Here is a 19391-nt window from a genome sequence, read left to right as displayed (position 1 = left end):
ATTCTTGCGTCCTAACAATCAACCAGTTGCGATTTGGCAGGTGTTATGGGCTGTCCGGTTCCGAACACTTTGTGTTCAGTTGTATAGTCTTTGGAACTTGCTCCGGTAGTCTGCCGGGGTCATACCCGCCACCTTTTTGAAAGCCTGACGGAATGCTTTGATGTCGCCGTAACCGACTTCATACATTACTTCACTGATCTGCATAGCGGTCGATTCAAAAAGCCGTTTTGCTCCCTCGACTTTGATCCGCTGCACATAGTTGGCGGGTGACAGCTGGGTAGCCTTTTTGAACCGTCTGGAAAAATTGATGCGGTCCATAGCGCACCGGGACGCTAACTGATCCACCGTGATCCGGTCGCTCACGTGCTGTTCGATGAAATGCTGAGCTTCCCTGATCGTGGCATCATGATGATCCTTCAGGCCTTCAAACAAGATAAATGGCGACTGCGAGTTCCGGTCAATATCGATCTGCAGGACTTTGGCGCAATACAGGGCCGCTTCCCTCCCATTGTATTTCTCGATAATGTAGAGGGCAAGATTCAGGCTGGATATGGCGCCACCAGCCGTATATACTCCCTGCTGGTCGGTGAGGATCTTGTTGGTATGAAGGTCCAAATCGGGAAACAGGCGGCGAAACCAGGCGGCGGCCTTCCAATGTGTAGCGCAGGGTTTACCATCCAAAAGGCCTGTAGCCGCCAACAGGAATGTCCCGGTACAGAGGCTGGCCACTTCCGCGCCGGAACGGTATTGATCAACTACCCACTCCAGTGCCTCACCGCTGCCATGGATGGCAAAATCGCCCTGTTCGGCGAAGCCCGGCAGGATGATCAGATCGGCTGTATCCGTTGGCTTCAGGGCTTCCACCTGTAACGTGAAAATCCCGTTTCGTATGGGTTGTTTCAGACTGCGCCCAGCCACCCTAATGTCGTAATAATCCCTGCCTGTGTTCAACCGGTGAAACTCGTTGGCTTTCTCAAATATCTCTATCGCATTAAAAAGGCTGCCTGGCTTCAACGTTCCATTGGCGATCAAAAAAACGAGCTTTTTCATCATGTGAAGTTAGTCGCCTAAAATTGCACAAACAACCCCTAAGACTGCTATATGTACACCCCGTACGGGATGAGACAGCTTTCTAATTTTGTCCTTATGAAAAATATAAATATTCTGGTAAGCGGGGCTGCGGGTCTAAGCGGAAGGTTGATCGTTCAGGCGCTGGCGGCACAGCAACAGCCGGCCCGGGCCCTGGTCAGAGATCGCGCAAAGGCCACCGATCTTGCCAGCCTTCCCGGCATAGAGATTTTCGAAGCCGATATGCTGGCCAAAAACAGCGTCGAATCAGCGCTAAACGGTGTCGAGCGCGCGATATTGATCTCGTCTGCCAATGACCGCATGGTAGAAACCCAGTGCAACTTTATCGATGCCTGTAAAACGGCCGGCGTGCGTCATGTTATCAAATTTTCAGGCGAAGAGAGTCAGCGGGGCTACGATCCGCAGCGATTCCGGTATACCCGCGAACATGAGCAGATAGAAGATTATCTGGAACGCTCCGGTCTGCAATGGACTCATTTACGTCCCAGTCAGTTCATGCAGGTCTACCTGCGTGAGGCTGTGCCGGTGCGACTATCGGGGGAATTGAGGCTACCATTGGAAAATATCCAAATGTCTCCGGTGGATCTGCGGGACGTCGCCAAGGTGGCTGCGCGCTTGTTAACGGACGGCGGACAGGAGGGAAAATCGCTTCGGATGACCGGCCCCGAAGCGCTGTTTTTGAGCGAAATCGCAGGTGTATTGGCCGAGATCACGGGCATTCCCATCCGATATGTGCCGGTCCAGTGGGGTGAACGAAAAGCTATGCTGGCCAAAATGGGCATGCCAGGCTATTTTATCGATGCATTGGCTGATCAAGCCGCCGAAAGAGTACGGAATCCGGTGGCGATCGTTGATAATAGCGTCCATCAGCTGTTCGGCCTGGTGCCGACGTCGTTCAGGCAATTTGCGATCGACCATGCGGCTATCCTTAAGGGTGTGAACTAAATTTGTTGATTACACCAGGACAAACCCTGATCGGGCTCGCCCCTCTCACCGAAATGGGGTCAGAGCCTGTTGCCAGATATCCACAGCCCCCGCCATTTCTTTTTCGTCCAGGGAACAGAAGCCGATGCGGATGTAGTCGTGCGGCGTTGAAGTATTGGGTTTGAAGAAATAGCCGCGCCCGTCGTTGATCCTGAGACCCAGTTTGGATGCGTTGGCGGAGACGGCTTTGGCGCTTATATTCTTTCTATAGGCCGCCCAGATGGCCAGTCCGCCGCCGGGCTGCCCGAACGTCAGATAGTCGCCGAGGTGCTCGCGGAGCAGCCGGCAGGTATTTTCCATTCGACCGTGATAGATCTTGTGTGATTTCTTGAGGTGGCGGGCAATCTCGCCGGCGCTCATGAGTTCGGCGACCGCCTCCTCCAGCAGCTGTTCGCCCTGGCGGTCTATTATCTTGCGAATGGCGGCGGCTTCGTCGATCACCGCCTGCGGGGCCACCATGAAGCCGATCCGGATGCCGGGTGCAATGCTTTTGCAAAAGGAGCCCACATAAATGATATGGCCTCCCGCATCGAGGCTTGCCAGGGGCAAAAGAGGGTTGCTGGCAAAGTGGTAGTCAAAATCAAAGTCGTCTTCCAGCAGTGCAAAGCCGTATTTCGGGGCCAGGTTCATCAGTCGCATCCGGCGCTCCGCGCTGAGGGTGACGGTGGTTGGCCGGTGGTGATGGGGGATAATATAGATCAACTTTGGTGGCTTCCTTTTCTTGCATAATTGCTCGATCCTCTCTATGTCCATACCCCCGGCATCCACCGGAATGTATTCGAGTTTAGCGCCTGCCTGTATAAAGGTATGATTCGCGTCCCTATAGCCAGTGTTCCGGCACGAAAACGGTGTCACCGGGACGGATGAGCAGCCGGGTCGTTAAATAGATGGCCATCTGCGTCCCTTTTGTCACCAGGATCTCTTTTTCGGTCACCTGCATGCCCCGGGTCCGGTTTAAGAAACCAGCCAGCTCCACCCTGAGCCGGTAAGACCCCTGTTCCGGGCCATACATCAGCAACTGGTTTGCCAGCCGGCTCTTCCCCAGTCGTCTGTATTCCCTCACCAACTGGTCAATCGGTGCAATTCTGGGGTCGGGAAAACCGTCGTCGATCTTATACTGAGGCTGGGCCGTGGCTATGGCAGCGGTTTCCAAATATTGCTCGTTCAGGGTGAGATCATCAGGATACAGCCGTTTTATCAATGGAAAGGCAGGTTGGCGGTTTCGGGCCGGCTTTTTGCTGTTTTGCTTAACTGCACTGGCCGGGGTATCAGGGAGGTGGCTGGAGACATAGACGCCGCTTCTGTCCCTGATCTCGACCCAACCCTGCGCGTCCAGTTCCCCGTAGGTCGCTACTACGGTCTTACGATTGATCCGGAGGCTTTGCGCCAGTTCACGCGATGGAGGAAGGGCATGCCCCGGCTGGAGGACGCCGCGACAGATCAACTGTATGATCTCCGATTCCAGCTGGAGATACAGAGGACTGTGCTGGTCTCCTTTTTTAATGAAATCCCAAGGAATTGTTTGATCATAATTGGACCCCTATCTATTTTAAAATTGGCCCACTAAGGTAACCAAATCGGTACATAATTTTGTGGTGTCCAAATAGCGAAATCGACTCTAAAAACAATAAAATAAAACAGGAGGTGTGTTATGAAAGCGATCGTTGTAACAGATGAGGCTGCAGGGGCAGCCGGGATGAAATTGGCGGAGCGGCCGGAACCGAAGGCGGCGATCAATGACGTCGTCGTTCGGGTTCACTCGGCGAGTTTCACGGGCGATGAACTAACGTGGCCTGCGACGTGGACCGATCGTGCCGGCCGTAACCGGACGCCGTCGATACCGGGTCGTGAACTGGCCGGAGTGGTTACCGCTCTGGGCTATGGTACCACAGGGCTGTTCTATCGGGCAGCGGGTGTTCGGTCTTACGGACTGGTATCGCGACGGTGCGCTGGCGGAGTATATCGCCGTCGAGGCGCGAAATCTGGCGCCGTTGCCGGCCGACGTCGACTTCACGGTGGGCGCGTCGCTTGTGATGTCCGGGCTAACGGCACTGGCAGGGACTGTTCGATCACGGTCGCCTTCGTGCCGGACAGAGTGTCCTTGTGACTGGTGCGGCGGGCATTGTCGGATCGATGGCGGTGCGCTGGCGCGCGAAGCGGGCGCCTATGTAATCGGCACCGGGCGGGGTTCCGGTCGTCAGACGGCGCTCGATTTTGGCGCAAACGAGTTCGTCGATCCCGATAACGACGGCCTGAAAAATGTTGGCCCTGTCGATCTGGTTTTTGATGTACTCGGCGGTGACGTAGTAAAGCAATCCGCGGCGCTGCTCCGCGCCGGCGGAACTTTGGTAACCATTGCGGGCCCAACCGAGGCGGGGGCTTCGGGCGGACAGACGATCGACTTCGTCGTTGAACCGAACAGCGCTCAATTGACTGAGATCGTCAGGCGTGTCCGGGAGGGCCGGCTGCGGCCCAATATCGGTACTATCGTTAGTCTCGACGCTACCATCGCCGCTTTCAATCCGGCTACGCGCGCAAAGGGAAAGACAATCATCCGTGTTCGTCCGTAGGGGCAAAATAAAATAACATGATACGAAAAAAGAGACATTGCGTCTTTTGCAAAAGATATCACCGGTGACGTGGTAAAAGACCGTCAGGAGGTTGTGATCAACTGGAGAGCGGGGCAGCTGGTGCTGGACGAGCCGACGTTCAATGGGGGCAAAGATATCGGGCCGGACCCGTTTACAACCGTATTGTCGGGCCTCGGTCGGGTGTACGCTGACCACGTTACGGATGTATATCAAAAGAAAAGGGTGGGATATCACGGATATACATTGTTCGGTGAATATGGTGCAGGAGATGGAGCCCTTCAAGACGTCGATCTTCAGGACGGTCACGTTTGGCCAGCCGGTGACGGATGAGCAAAAGGAAAGGCTGTTGTGGGTGGCGGTAAATTGTCCGGTGGCAAGGCTATTAAAGGGAGAGATCGTGATCGACACGCATCTGTCCGATGATGCTTCGTCACCTGCCGGCACCGGCAATTACCCGCCGGCGGACGCGGAATCCATCAAGGTAATTGAAAACTATTCTGCGCAATAGTGCGAACTTTGAAAGACTATCCGGAGACCTATGTAACCTATTGGTAGCAAATTTAAAGCTCTCTAAAATGGAAGGAATCGAATTCAAATTCAAAACGAACCTTAGGGGTCAGGAGTGTGTCGTGACCATAACTCCGTATCTGGATTCCGTCATCGGTCTTCACCGGTGGGATGTAGACATGGATGACCCGGAGAAGATACTGACGGTGACATGTTGCCGATCCCGGGCATACGATCCTTGTGGCGGCGGCGATCGAGAAGGCGGGGTATAGTGCGGTGGCGGTCTGAATACCTAATCTTCGATGGTTCCGATCATGGCGACGATCGCTTTTTGCCTGCCTTAGCATGTCGTCGTAAGCCCTTATGTTATTCCGGAAATTGTTGTCGCTTATCTGGACCAGCCCCATTATCTTACCTGAGCGGATGTAGTCCTGTAAGGAGACTTTATCGTCTTTGCCGGCCTGGGCGTCCAGCAGCTTGACCTGGAGGGAATTGACAAAGCCTTCGCCATAGACGAGGTCGGGGATGGTCTGCTCATAGTATACCAGCAGAAGTTGTTTGAGGCTATCATTTTCGACGAGCCCGATCTTACCACTGGATTTGAATCCTTCATAGCGTCCGATGGCGGGGCGGATGACGCTTACGTTAAAATAGAGGAGGCCTGGATTGATGGCGGAGGGCTGGTTGGCTGTCTTCAGGAGAACCTGGTAACCGGAGTCGAGCTGGCTTATATCGATTCTCTTGCGCTCAAGCATCGCGATATCTTTGCCGAGGTCTTCCTGAAGGCCCTTCAAAAATTCCCCACCTCTTTTTGCTCGTTGCCGGTGATCGGACCAGCTGTGCAGCCAAATGGAAAGGGTGACAGCAAAAACGATGATAAAGATCTCGACGGCTACCTCTTTCAATTTTTCGATCATCGTATGTCCGGGCTTTGTCAAGGTCTTATATATCTTTTTGGTGTGTTTTGCAAGTTCTTCCTGCATAATAGTTGTTGTTGATAAATATAATGCGTTTCCGGCAAATCTGGTCAACTCATCGTCCACCAAGCGTTTTATATTTATCTGCCGTTTCTTTGTCGCCAACTTTGCCTGCAAAATCCGCGATCTTTAACGCGATGTCCTTTTTTGACGAATCGTAGTCAAACGCCAGTATCAGCACTCCAATGGAAAATGCTTTATATTCCTTTCCTTTTCCCGCCTCGCCCTGATGAATATAGTCGTCACCGTATTCAAAAGCCAGTTCTCCAATACTGGTCAGATCGTGTACGGTAAGCGCTCTTATTACTTTGCTTGTGTCCAGGGAAAAGGCCTTGTCGTTCTTTTTCTGTTCGCAGGAGCAAACAGAAAAGTCGTAAGGGTCGCTATAAAGAAGACTACTATTCTCATGGTTTGGTAATTCGATGAAACTTTGGCTCTTCCGGCAACATGTGGGAGCCTATACAATACAGCGTATCATTTCCATTCACCGGTCAACTCTCGTCTGGTGTTGCAGTGTGTCAGAAGAAACAGTCCCAAAAATGCCAATATGAAATTGCGAATTGTCCCCATAAAATAACGGGTAACAATATATTACATTTTTGAACCACAAAGGTATTGCCAGGCCGGAATCGACCTCAAGTGCAGCCTGTTGCACCGCGGGGGAATGATTGGGATTATTTAGTGGAGGGGATAAAACCCGGAACCCCGGTATTTACCACGTTATTGAATCTTTGCCTTGTCTGAATGCGATCGATCTCCCCGAACGCGTCGACCGGCAGGGGATCGATGTCGAAATTTTCCCGCAGGCGGGCTTCCGTTTTTGCCGTGGTGAGTACGGCTGTGCCACGCTGGATCGCCCAGGCCAATAATACCTGTGCCGGCGTCTTTCCCACGCGTGCGGCGATCGCCAGAACGGACGGGTCTTCGAGTGGCCCGGGCCGGATCCCATGACCCAGCGGCGCAAAGGCCAGAAAGATAATTCCCTTTTCCTTACAGAATTCCAGCAATTCGTTTTCCGGCAGATAGGGATGCGCTTCGACCTGAACGACGGCCGGCTTGATCCGCGCAAATTCGTAGATGGCCCTGAGTTTGTCCAGCGTGACGTCAGCTAGTCCGATGGCCCGGCATTGGCCTCCGTCCACGAGACGCTCCATCGCCTCCCATGTATCGGCCAAACTCACTCCGTTGTCGTAGATGGGGTTGCCGTCGGGATCCCGTGGGTCGTGGTCTTCGCCCGGCAAAAATGCAAATGGCGTGTGAATGAGATACAGGTCGAGATAGTCGAGGCGGAGTCTCCTCAGGCTCTCCCTGAATGCCGGCTCGACGCGCCCGGGCCGGTGGTTCGTATTCCAGACTTTCGTGGTAACAAAGATCTCTTCGCGGGAAATGCCGCCTGCCGCCAGTCCGGTCTGCAGCGCCTCGCCCAGTTCGCTTTCGTTACGGTATCGTTCCGCACAGTCGAAATGCCGGAATCCGGCTTCGAGCGCATGTCTGACGGCATTAAACGTCTCGGTCGGATCGGGAATCAGCGTGCCGAACCCCAGCACGGGCATCTGGATCGAATTATCTGTTGTTTTCATTTTGTTGCTATTTTGGTCCCAAAGCTCGGCAGGAAATCTCGCCCCCTACGTGATCTATGTCACATATTGATCGGTGATCTTATATTTGTATTAGCTATGACGATCGATAGACCTCCCACAGAGAATCAAATGCGCTGTGTCACGAATTTTCGGGACCTTGTTTCTACCCCATTTAGTGGAGTTGTCAATGCGATTGGCTGGACTCGACAACTACAGGGTGATTTCTCCGAGATTGTCAAAAAGGTGGCACTCAGCGGAAATATAACGACGATCGGACGGGAGGAACTTTGCGAACTCCGGTTGACTGAGCAGGGGCAGCTGGCCCGTGAAATTCTTTTAAGTGACCTGGAGTTATTAACGGCCCATGGCGCATCGCCGGTCCTGAATGTGATCCAACACTATGACCAGGATGATGACTACCCCTTTTTTCCGACCGATGTCTATTCTTTTCATGTAGACCGCTCCCCTATCCCAACCGATACCTTTTTGTGTACCTACTATGGCGATTCGAGTGAAATTTTGCCGAATTCCCAGGGCAAACTGAAAATAGATATTCCGGAGATACGTGCCGAACTCAGAAAATTATATTCCGGTGCAGATGATGGTTTTGAAGCATTCCTAAGCGAACATTTCTTCGATCTGCATTATCAGGCTCAAGTTGGAGCAAGGCCCATCAGTTTGGGTGTTGGCAATCTATGGAGGCTGGCGGTTGATCATCCTGAAAGCCGGGTTCTTCCCTGTATCCACCGGGCGCCGCGGGAGGAATCCGGACGGGCGAGGCTGTTGATGATCTGTTGAGCACAATTCAATTGTTATCCCCCTGGACATAGTTTTCTCACATGCTCATTTTACGACCACTATTTTTTGTGCAAATGCGGCGCCCCGGCCAAAAGCGTTGAGGATCTGTACAACATAGGCCCCGGGCGGCATGCCTGTCACCTGCAGCGGTGTGTTTCCATGGAGCTGCCGATTTTTTATGACTGCACCTTTCCCATCGACAATGCGGACTTCATAGGTTTCCGTCGATCCGTCCATGCGGATGGAGAACTGTCCCTGACTGGGATTTGGATAGAGCAGGATAGAAACGCCGGACTGGCCGCTTCCCGAAACAGCCCTGATAGCCGTATAGTTATAACGGTTATCGAGGTCTGTCTGTTTGAGCCGGTAATAGGTGATGCCTTTATAGTTGTTGGCGTCCGTATAGGTATAGTGCAGCGGCGCGTTGCTGTTGCCGTCCTGGGCGGCCGACGGAACGAAGCCGGCGAAAGTGAAGGAAGAGTCGTTATCCGGTCTCTTTTCTATGTCGAAGCCTTTGTTGCCGGATTCCATTCCTGTCTCCCATTTCAGGACCACTTTCGACGGACCCAACCGGAACGCCACAAATTCGATGAGGGTAACCGGCAGCGGTGTTGCGGTCATGCCGATGCCATACTGGCTGAAGCCGCCGATGCTGTTTCGTCTCGCATAGCCGTCTGCAGTCATGCGCCCCGATGACGTATTGGGTGGCAGCAGGCTATTATCCGGCACTTCCCAGTCGCCCGCGGCCGTCGAGCTGTCCGGCCTTCTGAGGATCGCAAATGAATTGTCCTGCAGGCCGGAGAACCCGTTGAGATAAAGCAACAGGTCATAGCGGCCCTGCGTGGGCTGTTGGTCCGGCGTCAAATACCAAACGCCTGCGTCGTTGATCATTGTGAAAGGTGTGCCGTTCTCTTCAAGGATCAGGCCGGCGTCCGTGCCGGGCCTCGGACGAAACGAAGCTTCGAGATAGCTGATATTGCCGAGGGGGGCGGCCTGCAGGTTGTCCATCACGGCCGCGTTGGCTTTTTGCGAATTGCCTACAGGGAACCAGAAGGTATTGGCTGACTGCCCGTCAAAGGCGCGCCGCAGCGTGCCGTCGAACCAGCTGCTGTCGAAATGGGGGTTACCGGCAGCCGCCTGCACCGAAGTATCCGATGCAGATAGCACAACGGCTTTGAATTGACCGGTGGCGATCCGGCCTTTGATCAGGTACCACTGATCGGAGGCGATATCGCTTCCCAAATGGATGCTGTCGGCATTGACCTCTATTCGGTGGAATCCATTGATCGACTGCAGTGACTGGTCTCCGCCGCCATTGAATACAGCGATGCCGCTGCCATAGGAATAAGGGCTGATCGTACTATCGTGCCAAAAGGCTCCGCCTGTCTTACTCTTTGAAAGGTCGATCCTGCCGTTGTTGGCCAGGCGGCTGCCTTTTTCCAGCATCAGCCCACCGGAAATAAAAAGACCTGCTCCGTTCTCTATCGTGAGCTGCGCTCCATTTTGCACCCTTATGGCTTCCTGAGCCTGAGATGGCTGTATTAGCAGTGAAATCAGGAAGAAGATGAAAAATAATATGTTTCATCGGTTGTGTTTGGATAATTGATCAATGACCTATTTTCTCCTGGATCCGTCGTATTCTTTTGTCCGCTTCCACGTTCCCTTTTTGCAACGCTTCGATTTGGCGCTGCTGCTCCTGCACCGCCTTAACCAGCGGAACTACAAAATCATCATAGCGCAGGCCATAAAGACCGTCTTCCGTCGCAGGCTTGTCTACTCCACTGAAACTGAAACCCGCCTCCTGGGCTGCTTTCTCCACGTCCTGAGCGACGAAGCCAGTCAATGTCCGCTGTCCGTTGGCGGATATATCCGATCGCATCGCCGCCGAAACTGCCGGAGCACCCTTCGGGCGTAGCCTCCTTGCGAGTATGTCCATATCGAGACGGTAGGTCACGGGTTTTAGCCGAAGAATAAAATCAAGTCCTTTTACGTCTTCCCGGATGTTCTTTTTAAACCTGCCGTCGCTGAGGGTAGACCAGCCCACCTGACCGCCGATGGAATTGGTAGCCAGATTACCGATCCTTACCTGGTTGCTGGCCGTACAGACTACCTGCTGGCCGATGGCGATGGAATTGGTGATTCCATCCGCACCCACGTCGCAGTTGGCGCCAAGTATGGTATTGGCATGGCTTATGTCGTAGCCGATGCCGGCGCCATAGCCTATCGCCGTATTGTATTTCGTATCATTGAGGTGATATAGGGTCGCATAGCCGGCGGCGGTATTGTAAGCACCGGCGCCGCTGTTGATGAGGGCGTTGCTGCCAAAGGCGGTATTGCCCTCCGAATTGGCGATCATCAGTGTAAGCGTATTGGCTCCGAATGCTGTATTATCCGACCCATTGACGCCGGTGCCGTACATCGCGCGATAGCCGGTGGCTGTGTTCGATTTGCCGTAATTATAATATAGCGAGTAGCTGCCAATGGCGGTACAAAATACTCCCGCCCTATTGTTATAAAGGGCATAGGTTCCCACTGATACGTTTTCTCCCTCCGGTCCGGTCGAAGCCTGCTGCTGTGCGTAAGCGCCTACGGATGTCAGGAGCTTGCCGTCGCTTGTCGCAATGGAAGAGGTTCCGGTCGAAGTGTTTTGGCTGCCTGTGAGGTTGGACCCGGAGCGACTGATAGCCGGTAGCTGTATTGGCACCTCCTGTTCTATTATTGCCCAGGGCATTATAGCCTGTCGCGGTATTCGATGTGCCGGTGTTGGTATATAGCGAACCGGCGCCGGCTGCGGTATTATTGTTGCTCTGGTAGTCAGATGAGGAGCCACCACCCATGGCGCCTGTTCCCAGCGCCGTGTTTCCCGAGCCGGTGAGATCCGATGCCAGCGCGTCGCTGCCCTTCGCCGTATTGTTACTCTGCGTATTGGCACCCAGTGAATAGATCCCGGCAGCTGTATTTCCGCCCTGGAGGAAGCTATAGAGCGAGTAGTTGCCAAAGGCTGAATTATAAAGGCCGTAAATATTCTGTGCCAGCGAGTTAGATCCGACTCGAGACGGCTCCTACACCTTCGGTCATGCTATACAGCGCGCTGTCGCCAACAGCCACATTGGCGCTGCCGGTCGTCACCGAGCTCAGTGATTGTTTTCCCAAAGCAGTATTGCCGACCCCGGTAGTAGTGGAATTGCCTGCATCATACCCCAGGAACGCGCTGGCTTTCGCGGAATCCAGATAACCCGAAATGATATTGTTGGTGCGGATGAACAGGGGTCTGCTATCGGCGGTTCCCACAAAATCCGTGGCGGGATTGGTAGCGCTGTTGCCTGTGAGTCGCCGAGGCTGTCCCGCTCGATGAAGGAGACAGCGGCCGCCAGGATGGTATGGCGGGTGTACCGGCGTTATAGAAAAATCCCGAAGTATGATCGGTCTGGAACACCAGCAAGCCGGTAGCGGGAGCCGGGATGGCCTGTATCTGCGACTGTGTCATCGACGGGATGAGCAGGCCTTTTGTCGTGCTCTGAATATGGAGCTGCGAGGAGGAATCCGGCGCGACGCCAATACCCACATTTTGCGCGTGAAGGATAGCAGAACAGCAAAAGGCAACAGCGAGAAGTATTATTTTTGTCATGGCATTTCTTTTTAGGGGATTAACTACCGGCCGAGTCTGGCTTCCAGGGCTGCGATCTTTTGTCGAAGGTCCCCGTTCTCCTTTTTCAGCAACTCGATGCTTTGCTGCTGCTCCTGGATGGCTTTTACAAGGGGTACTACAAAGCTGCCATAGCGAAGGCCGTAATAGTCCTGGTCGTTCTTTGGCTTGTCGATGCCGCTGAAATCATATCCGGCTTCGCCGGCCGCGGCCTCAACCTCCTGTGCCACAAATCCGGAGAAAACGCGTGCCTTCCTTTCGGCCAGCGAGGCAGCCATGACAGTGCTGGAGGCGCCCGTCCGGGCCGACGCCCTTCTGTCGAGGCTTTCGACGTCGAGGTTGTAGGTGACGGGTCTGAGCTTCATGATAAAATCCAGGCCTTTTACGTTAGCGTTGATATTTTTTTTGACCCTGCCGTCGCTGAGTGTCGACCATCCCACCTGACCGCCGATGGAATTGGTGGAGGCGTTACCGATTCTCGCCTGGCTACTGGCGGTGCATATTACGTCATAGCCGATGGCAATACAGTTGTACAGTCCATCCTGTGTAATATCCGTGAGTGCGCCGAGCATCGTATTGTTATACCCCATATCATAGTTACCGCCTGCCTGGTAGCCGACGGCGGTATTGTACTGGGATCCCGTGGTCCTGGCCAGCGCCCTCATACCGATGGCCGTATTGAAGGCGCCATAGGTATTATTGATCATGGCGGATGAACCTGCGGCAACGTTGTCATAGCCGGTCGAGTTGCTGGATAATGCCCCTGCCCCATCCGCCACGTTATCGGCGCCACTAGTATTGCTGTAAAGGGCCTGGTGGCCGGTGGCCGTATTGGAAGAGGCGTTATTGCTATATGGCGCGGCTGCCTGTTGCCGTGTTATAGCCGCCCGTTGAATTCGACGTAATGCGCATGGGAGCCTGTAGCCGTATTGAAAAGGCCGGTTCCATTTTGCGACAACGCCGAGTAGCAGGTACCGGTGTTATCGCTGCCGGTTGAATTGGAGTAGAGCGACAAATAGCCGGTAGCCGTATTGGACAGGCCCGTACTATTGTTATACAATGCGTAGCTTCCGACCGCGGTATTTCCGGACGCAGTATTGTAATACAGCGCGCTTTGGCCGATTGCCGTGTTCTGGTCGCCCATAGTGTTGGTGTAGAGCGAACAAGCCCCAGGGCCCGTATTCCACCTTCCCGTAGTATTGCTGAAAAGGGAATTGACACCCATGGCGGTATTGTCGTAGCCTATTGTATTGCCGTATAAGGCAGACTGGCCATCCGCTGTGTTTGCGTAGCCCGAGGTATTGCTATAAAGCGCCTGGTAACCCGTCGCCGAATTATTGCTGCCGGTGGTATTGGAATACAGCGCCGCATGGCCCAGTGGCCAAATTGTTCTGACCGGTGGTGTTGTTAAACAGGGTAAAGGCTCCTACCCCGCTATTCTGATCTGCCCGTGGTATTGGAAAACAGCGCGTGCTGTCTCCGACAGCCGTATTATATTGTCCAGTCGTGTTGGAATGCAGCGATCTGGCGCCGAATGCGACGGTTCCGAAGTTGGCGGAAGAGGGGTTGCCGGCGCCGTATCCGAAGATGGTCCTGGCATGGGCAGAATCTATTTCGCCGGAATAGACGTTGTTTACCCGGGAAACGCGGGGGGCTATTGTCGGTGGTTCCTATCAAAATTGGTTGCCGAATCAGTGCCGCTGTTGCCTCGTCAGCGCCCAGCCGTCGGAGGCCGAGACCCCTTTCCAGTGATGGGGCTGCAGGAGTACCCCGAATTATAGTAGTAACCGGCGGTCTGGTCTGTCTGGTAGATCATCAGTCCCGTCGCGGGGGCTACGATCGCGTTCCGCTGCGCCTGGGTCATTCTGGGGATCAGCAGCCCCCTGCTGGTACTGGAGATATCGGGCAGGGCGGATGGGTTGGGCGCATGAAGTACCTATGCCGATGCTTCTCGGGCGCGTGAAAAGGAACAAACCAGGCATGCGACGCAGGCCACAATGAGGGTGTTTCTTCATAAAGCTCTGTTTTATATGGTTTATAGCGGGATTCAGCTGGATGGTAGGCATCGGCTAGAAAGAAAATAAAGTAACTCAGGAAAAACCCTTTCTAATGAACGGCAGTCCGCTGGCAGGCAACGGCGTTCCTTTTCTTTTAAAGCGGCAAAAGAATTAGCCGGACCCTGGATTTTGGCCGGCCCCGGTACTCCTTTTTGAAGGAAGTTTGTATTTTTAAGAAACCGGGCTAACCCCCGCAGTCTTCCTATGCGTGGTTATATTATCCTCACTATGTTGGCACAGGTTCTGATCCTGCGCCCACTGCCCGCGCAGTCCTTAAACGAAAGTAATTTTCACTTCCTATACCCGGGTACGGGGTCTCTCAAACAATTCTATCTCCGGCATCGTTCAGGACTCCACGGGGTATATTTGAGTTTGCTACCTCTAAGGGGGCTGAATAGATTCGACGGACGCAGTTTTACCAACTACTACACCGAATCTGCCGATCTTCCCCTTCGGATAACAAAATCCGGCAGTTGAGCATAAAGGGAGTGAACTCATCGGCGACCTTCGCGAGCCATTTGCCTACGACACGAGGTCGAGGACCTGCAAGCGTCTCGTGGTGCCGGCCGATTCGCTGATCTTCTCGTGGACAAATTTCGGGTTTGAAGCGATGGAAGACGAGAGGGGACGTTATATTTTTCCAGCAAGACAGGGTTATATGTATTCGACAATGCGGGCCAAATCATCAATCGGTTCGATCATTTCCATCCCTCGGATGCCCGCAGCAAAGAGCTCGATTTTGGGGGCGAGCTGTCCACGCTGGACAATGGATCGATACTTCAAAGTAATGCGCTCTTTTATTCTACCTATGATCCTATACACAACCGGATCGACAGTTCTTACGGCATGCGTAATCCATTGCTCAGGAAGCTGCTCACCGACTCAGCCGGCGAACTGCGGGTTTCATTCCCCGGCAGACACGGCCAGCTGTTCGTCGTGAACGAGAAAAGAACGCCATCGACGTATTCGATATCAACCAGGGCCGGGTCTTTTCGTTTCCCATGCGCTTTTAGTGCGGGTGCAGAACTTCGGCGCCCCCAATACCGAGCTGTTGTATCTCAACGACAGCCTTCTGGCCATAACCTGCAAGGTCACGGAGTTTCTATCTTTTTCGACTATCGTGCCGCCGACCACCGGCTGCGGCTGCATGGGGAAAAATACTTTACGGGCAGACATTGCACGACAATATTTCGCGACCGGGGAGGACGATTCTGGATCGGCACGGACAATGGCCCTCTATAAACAAAACCTTTCCAGCCCATACTACAGTGCATACGATCTCACGGAGCGGTGGCCGGATCTCCGCAACTGCGATATCCAGGGCCGTCTATGCCGGGGCACGACAAGTTGTTTGTCGGAGCTGAGGAACAACGGCGGTCTGCTGGTGCTCGAGCGATCCGACCCCCTGGAAAAGGGCGGCGGTTCGATTTTGGTAAATACGGACAGACCTCCATCTACAATATCTTCCCGTTCAGCGCCGACACCCTGTGGATCAGCGCACCCGGCGCAGGATCTTTTGGTTCAATACCTCCAACTACCGTCTCGGGCGTGTGGTTCCCCCTCCGGAAATGGCGTGGATCAATGATATCAACACGATCAGTATGATCGAAGATTCAAAAAAGAATATCTGGATATCTTTCGGCAATCTCAATTCAGTGGTGTACTTTAACCGGAATACCCGTCAATTCAGCGATATATCGGGGTCTAAAAGCCCCCTTCTGAAAATCACCTATTGCTTCAGCATGGCAAAGGATAGTCAGGGAAATGTATGGCTGGCAGGCGACGGGCTCTGTCGCTGGAATGCCGCTAAACAGAGGGTGGGATACGCTCATCTTATATTCTTCGGTGGCGCGCACGCTGAACAGCTATATGGTCATCCTCGATATGGACAAGGACAACAACCTTTGGCTGTATTCGTGGAACAATGGGATCGTGCAGTACGACTGTACAAACAACAAGATGTACCTCCGTAAAAATGAAAATAATTTCTGGGACGGGGATGTTATTGCAAGCTCGCCGGTGATCGATAATCATATATGGCTGGGCATCGACAACGGCATTTCGGTCTTCGATATCCACAATTATTCCAGCCGCCTCTACACCTATGCGGAAGGCCTTCCCATGGCTATTACCAGCCTGCGGAAGGGAAGCTGGTATGATGAGAAGGAGAATATCTTTTACGTCGGGTCAGGACATCATCTCATCAGTTTCAAGCCGGACCTTTCCCGTGCGATGGAGTCGTCGCCAGCCCTCTTCATTGACGAGATCAATACACCCACCGGAAGGCTTAAAGGGAACCCTGACAAAATGAGTTTGCCATATTCGGCCAACTCCGTACAGATCGACTTCAATGCGGTCAATTTCAGGAGCCCGGAGGACAATCGGTTCGCCTACCGCGTGGCGCCGGGGCCAGACTCCTCGTGGCACCTGCTAAACTGGCAGCACAGCGTGTACTTCCACCAACCTGGCGTCAGGGAAAATACCTCGTCCAGCTGAAACATGTTTTCCGCCAACAACCGCTGGCCCGAACAGGTAAAGAACTCGAGATCGTTGTCAAACCTCCTTTTTGGAGGTCATGGTGGTTCCTGGGCCTATCGGCGGCCGTACTGGTGTCGGCGGTATTGTTCTTATACAGAAGCCGTATCCGGCGGCTCCGGGGAAAAAATGAGTCTTGACCGCCAGGTAGCGGAGTACGAGATGAAGGCGCTGCATGCGCAAATGAACCCGCATTTCATCTTCAATTCGCTCAACAGCATCAAGGAAATGATCCTTCATCAGGATACCAGGAACGCCTCGCTCTATCTGAGCCGGTTTGCGCAGTTGATACGTCTCAACCTGGAACATAGCCGTAAGACGTTCATTACACTCAGACAGAATATAGAATATCTTGAAAGCTATCTGGAGATGGAGCAGCTGCGTTTTGCCGATTTCGATTATCATATCGTCATACAGAAAAAAAATAGACCCCGACGAGACCAGGATTGCGCCCATGCTGATCCAGCCGTTGGTCGAAAATGCCATCTGGCATGGGCTGCTACCTAATGGAGATAATAAGCAGCTCAATATTTTGTTCTACATAGAAGAGGAACAGCTGGTTTGCGAGATTGAAGACAATGGGATCGGCATCCGTCGATCGCTGCTGAACAAGCATGGCCGGCAAATGCATGAATCAATGGGCATCGGCAATATCCGACAGAGGATCGCCATTCTAAATGAAAAATATCAGATCCGCTGTTCATTGTCGATACAGGATAAATCCGAGATCAGCGGCGCAAGGGGCAGCGGCACCGTCAGCAGACTGATAGTACCGGCTTTTGAAGAACCATCCGACAACAACCAAACCCGGGGACATGATCAAAACCATACTCGTAGATGACGAAGCCAGAGGCTTGAGCTCGTTGAAAAAATTACTGGAACTCAACTGCCCGGAACTGCAGGTCATTGCCGAATGCCGGGACGCCGCACATGCGGTGCAGGCTATTCTGTTACTTAGACCCCAGTTGGTATTCCTCGATATCTCAATGCCCGGGAAGAATGGGTTCGATCTCCTGAATGAGCTCAAGGATATCCATTTCGAGATCATCTTTGTAACTGCGCATAATCAGTATTCATTGCAGGCCTTCCGGTACAGTGCAGTCGACTACCTGCTAAAGCCGGTGGATGAGGTCTTGCTCACCTATGCCGTGCAGCGGGCTGCCGGGCGCATCAACACCCAGAACATCTCGGGAAATATCGACACCTTTCTTTACAACCTGCAGCATAAGCCCAGCCAAATGAAGTTGTGCGTCACGAGTCTGAAAGGTTTTCAGGTCATCGTATTGTCCGAGATAGTCTATTGCGAGGCCGAGAGCAGCTATACCATTTTTCATCTGACCAACGGAACCAATGTCGTGACTTCCAAATCCATCATCGACTACGAATTGTTGCTTGAGGATAATTTTTTCTGCCGGGTCCACAAGTCTTATCTGGTCAATCTCGCACATATAAAGGAGTATATAAAGGGAGAAGGCGGGAGCGTGATATTGACCAATGGCAGGGAGGTGGAGGTTTCACGGCGAAGAAAGGAGGCGTTCCTTTCGAAGGTCAAAGGCTTTTTTAAGATCTAAGGGCGAGGTTATTCATTGAAACCAGTCCGGTAATGGTTGAATTTCCTTTTCGTCGGGGGCGGAGGGGGTTAAATTTATCCATGCTTACACAACCTCTTTCACGGTACATGTTGTTGCTCTTCTTCTCGCCAATTGCTCTTCGGCCTATAGATGCCCTGGCGCAGTCCAGTCGTCCCGAAATTTTTGCTCCCGGAGTCATTTCCGGGCCGCTGCATGAAGCGGCGCCGGCGTTTACGCCCGACGGAAAGACTGTTTATTATCACTGCGCGGGCGGGGCCGTTCAGGGGACAATTCTGGTCTCACACCTGGTGAAAGGCGGGTGGTCGAGACCGGTGATCGCTCCCTGGTCGGGGGAATGGTCGGATATCGAGCCGGCAATGTCGCCGGATGGGTCTTATCTGATCTTTTCCTCCAATCGCCCGGCAATGGCGGGGGAAACCGCTGGATGGATTCTGGTCGAGCCAGGCCTATCCCCGCAGTGGTGGAAATCTGTGGCGCGTGGACATTAAAAACGGGCAGTTCGGAGAACCTTACCGGCTGCCGGATATCATCAACGGCGGTTCATCGATCTTTTCTCCGGCGATCGCGGCAGATGGCAGCCTCTATTTCATGCGCCCCCTTGCCGATACGGGAAGGTTTCATATCTACCGGGCGGCGTGGCGCGACGGGCGATACGCGGCGCCGGAATTGGTAGCTTTCAGCGCTCCGGGTAGTTTCGGGGATGTGGATCCGGCGGTAGCGCCTGATGAATCATTTTTAGTTTTAGTTCGAACCGACCGCTGGCCGCCCGCAACCAGCTGTTTATCGTCCATCGGACGGATGGAAAATGGGGCGTTCCTCTCCTGCTCAGCGATACGATCAACCGCGGGGCGTCCAATGTGGAGGCGAGGCTGAGCCCGGACCTCAGGACCTTGTATTTTTCCAGCGGCTATGCCCCGACGATCAGTTATCCAAGTAGTAGGGAGGGTACCGCGAAGATGCTGGAGCAGAACGTGTGGTTTAATGGGAATACCAATATCTGGTATGTGCCTATCGATAATTTGATAAGACGTTAGT

General features: G+C 53.3%; 25 protein-coding genes and 1 pseudogene. 13 read left to right on the top strand and 13 right to left on the bottom strand.

Annotated features, from left to right (window positions below):
* Nucleotides 1-75 precede the first annotated feature (75 nt).
* On the bottom strand, nt 76-1053 hold the full coding sequence (locus tag ACQ86N_RS16735; RefSeq protein ID WP_431216133.1) for a GlxA family transcriptional regulator: 978 nt from the start codon (nt 1051-1053) through the stop codon (nt 76-78).
* A 93-nt stretch (nt 1054-1146) separates the two neighbouring features.
* Here ACQ86N_RS16735 and ACQ86N_RS16730 point away from each other — a divergent pair, with 93 nt between their 5' ends.
* On the top strand, nt 1147-2034 hold the full coding sequence (locus ACQ86N_RS16730; RefSeq protein WP_431216132.1) for an NAD(P)H-binding protein: 888 nt from the start codon (nt 1147-1149) through the stop codon (nt 2032-2034).
* Between the two features lie 45 nt (nt 2035-2079).
* Here the strand turns inward: ACQ86N_RS16730 and ACQ86N_RS16725 are convergent, their stop codons facing one another.
* A complete protein-coding gene (locus ACQ86N_RS16725; protein WP_431216131.1) occupies nt 2080-2928 on the bottom strand; it encodes a PLP-dependent aminotransferase family protein in 849 nt (282 codons plus the stop codon).
* A complete protein-coding gene (locus ACQ86N_RS16720) occupies nt 2894-3538 on the bottom strand; it encodes an aminotransferase class I/II-fold pyridoxal phosphate-dependent enzyme (RefSeq protein WP_431217446.1) in 645 nt (214 codons plus the stop codon). The genes ACQ86N_RS16725 and ACQ86N_RS16720 overlap by 35 nt, the downstream gene beginning before the upstream one ends.
* Nucleotides 3539-3724: 186 nt before the next feature.
* On the opposite strand from ACQ86N_RS16720, the pseudogene ACQ86N_RS16715 reads away from it, so the two are divergent.
* The 3 genes and pseudogenes from ACQ86N_RS16715 to ACQ86N_RS16705 all read left to right on the top strand — a co-directional run.
* Nucleotides 3725-3910 (top strand): annotated as a pseudogene (locus ACQ86N_RS16715) (NADP-dependent oxidoreductase); the annotation flags it as partial.
* Nucleotides 3911-3953: 43 nt separating this feature from the next.
* Nucleotides 3954-4643: a zinc-binding dehydrogenase gene (locus ACQ86N_RS16710; protein ID WP_431216130.1), complete on the top strand. Its 690-nt coding sequence runs from the start codon at nt 3954-3956 to the stop codon at nt 4641-4643.
* Nucleotides 4644-4785: 142 nt separating this feature from the next.
* Nucleotides 4786-5172, top strand: a complete 387-nt coding sequence (locus ACQ86N_RS16705; protein ID WP_431216129.1) for an OsmC family protein — start codon at nt 4786-4788, stop codon at nt 5170-5172.
* A 52-nt stretch (nt 5173-5224) separates the two neighbouring features.
* On the opposite strand, the gene ACQ86N_RS16700 is transcribed toward ACQ86N_RS16705, so the two are convergent.
* The 3 genes from ACQ86N_RS16700 to ACQ86N_RS16690 form a co-directional block, all read right to left on the bottom strand.
* The gene (locus tag ACQ86N_RS16700) at nt 5225-6154 is read right to left on the bottom strand and encodes a hypothetical protein (RefSeq protein ID WP_431216128.1); all 930 of its coding nucleotides are present in this window, start codon (nt 6152-6154) and stop codon (nt 5225-5227) included.
* A gap of 49 nt (nt 6155-6203) precedes the next feature.
* Nucleotides 6204-6329, bottom strand: a complete 126-nt coding sequence (locus ACQ86N_RS16695) for a hypothetical protein (RefSeq protein ID WP_431216127.1) — start codon at nt 6327-6329, stop codon at nt 6204-6206.
* A 493-nt stretch (nt 6330-6822) separates the two neighbouring features.
* Entirely contained in the window at nt 6823-7728 is a 906-nt protein-coding gene (locus ACQ86N_RS16690; protein WP_431216126.1) for an aldo/keto reductase, read from the bottom strand.
* A 129-nt stretch (nt 7729-7857) separates the two neighbouring features.
* Here ACQ86N_RS16690 and ACQ86N_RS16685 point away from each other — a divergent pair, with 129 nt between their 5' ends.
* On the top strand, nt 7858-8526 hold the full coding sequence (locus tag ACQ86N_RS16685; protein ID WP_431216125.1) for a hypothetical protein: 669 nt from the start codon (nt 7858-7860) through the stop codon (nt 8524-8526).
* Between the two features lie 45 nt (nt 8527-8571).
* Here ACQ86N_RS16685 and ACQ86N_RS16680 read toward each other — a convergent pair whose 3' ends face one another.
* The 7 genes from ACQ86N_RS16680 to ACQ86N_RS16650 form a co-directional block, all read right to left on the bottom strand.
* A complete protein-coding gene (locus tag ACQ86N_RS16680; RefSeq protein WP_431216124.1) occupies nt 8572-10035 on the bottom strand; it encodes a T9SS type A sorting domain-containing protein in 1464 nt (487 codons plus the stop codon).
* 97 nt (nt 10036-10132) lie between these two features.
* Nucleotides 10133-11230: a tail fiber domain-containing protein gene (locus ACQ86N_RS16675; protein ID WP_431216123.1), complete on the bottom strand. Its 1098-nt coding sequence runs from the start codon at nt 11228-11230 to the stop codon at nt 10133-10135.
* Between the two features lie 335 nt (nt 11231-11565).
* Nucleotides 11566-11817 (bottom strand): hypothetical protein, encoded by a 252-nt coding sequence (locus ACQ86N_RS16670; RefSeq protein ID WP_431216122.1) that lies wholly within the window; start codon nt 11815-11817, stop codon nt 11566-11568.
* On the bottom strand, nt 11801-12154 hold the full coding sequence (locus ACQ86N_RS16665; RefSeq protein WP_431216121.1) for a hypothetical protein: 354 nt from the start codon (nt 12152-12154) through the stop codon (nt 11801-11803). The genes ACQ86N_RS16670 and ACQ86N_RS16665 overlap by 17 nt, the downstream gene beginning before the upstream one ends.
* A 23-nt stretch (nt 12155-12177) precedes the next feature.
* A complete protein-coding gene (locus tag ACQ86N_RS16660; RefSeq protein WP_431216120.1) occupies nt 12178-12951 on the bottom strand; it encodes a tail fiber domain-containing protein in 774 nt (257 codons plus the stop codon).
* 98 nt (nt 12952-13049) lie between these two features.
* Nucleotides 13050-13397, bottom strand: a complete 348-nt coding sequence (locus ACQ86N_RS16655) for a hypothetical protein (RefSeq protein WP_431216119.1) — start codon at nt 13395-13397, stop codon at nt 13050-13052.
* A gap of 486 nt (nt 13398-13883) precedes the next feature.
* On the bottom strand, nt 13884-14036 hold the full coding sequence (locus ACQ86N_RS16650; RefSeq protein ID WP_431216118.1) for a hypothetical protein: 153 nt from the start codon (nt 14034-14036) through the stop codon (nt 13884-13886).
* Between the two features lie 1205 nt (nt 14037-15241).
* On the opposite strand from ACQ86N_RS16650, the gene ACQ86N_RS16645 reads away from it, so the two are divergent.
* The 8 genes from ACQ86N_RS16645 to ACQ86N_RS16610 all read left to right on the top strand — a co-directional run bounded on the left by ACQ86N_RS16645 (nt 15242) and on the right by ACQ86N_RS16610 (nt 19390).
* A complete protein-coding gene (locus ACQ86N_RS16645; RefSeq protein ID WP_431216117.1) occupies nt 15242-15814 on the top strand; it encodes a hypothetical protein in 573 nt (190 codons plus the stop codon).
* Between the two features lie 179 nt (nt 15815-15993).
* On the top strand, nt 15994-16725 hold the full coding sequence (locus tag ACQ86N_RS16640) for a hypothetical protein (RefSeq protein WP_431216116.1): 732 nt from the start codon (nt 15994-15996) through the stop codon (nt 16723-16725).
* Between the two features lie 168 nt (nt 16726-16893).
* Entirely contained in the window at nt 16894-17271 is a 378-nt protein-coding gene (locus ACQ86N_RS16635) for a histidine kinase (protein ID WP_431216115.1), read from the top strand.
* A complete protein-coding gene (locus ACQ86N_RS16630) occupies nt 17219-17605 on the top strand; it encodes a hypothetical protein (RefSeq protein WP_431216114.1) in 387 nt (128 codons plus the stop codon). The genes ACQ86N_RS16635 and ACQ86N_RS16630 overlap by 53 nt, the downstream gene beginning before the upstream one ends.
* Nucleotides 17580-18335, top strand: coding sequence for a LytR/AlgR family response regulator transcription factor (locus ACQ86N_RS16625; protein ID WP_431216113.1), 756 nt, complete (start codon nt 17580-17582; stop codon nt 18333-18335). The genes ACQ86N_RS16630 and ACQ86N_RS16625 overlap by 26 nt, the downstream gene beginning before the upstream one ends.
* 80 nt (nt 18336-18415) lie before the next feature.
* Nucleotides 18416-18844 (top strand): TolB family protein, encoded by a 429-nt coding sequence (locus tag ACQ86N_RS16620; protein ID WP_431216112.1) that lies wholly within the window; start codon nt 18416-18418, stop codon nt 18842-18844.
* Nucleotides 18834-19229 carry a hypothetical protein gene (locus ACQ86N_RS16615; protein WP_431216111.1) on the top strand — a complete coding sequence of 132 codons (396 nt, stop codon included), beginning with the start codon at nt 18834-18836 and terminating at the stop codon, nt 19227-19229. The genes ACQ86N_RS16620 and ACQ86N_RS16615 overlap by 11 nt, the downstream gene beginning before the upstream one ends.
* Nucleotides 19214-19390, top strand: coding sequence for a hypothetical protein (locus ACQ86N_RS16610; RefSeq protein ID WP_431216110.1), 177 nt, complete (start codon nt 19214-19216; stop codon nt 19388-19390). The genes ACQ86N_RS16615 and ACQ86N_RS16610 overlap by 16 nt, the downstream gene beginning before the upstream one ends.
* The last annotated feature ends 1 nt before the right edge of the window (nt 19391 follow it).

Origin of the sequence: Puia sp. P3 (genome assembly GCF_050632245.1) — a bacterium.
GTDB lineage: Bacteria > Bacteroidota > Bacteroidia > Chitinophagales > Chitinophagaceae > Puia.
Note: the sequence above shows the minus strand (reverse complement) of the source record. Positions and strands in the feature narration are given on the sequence as shown.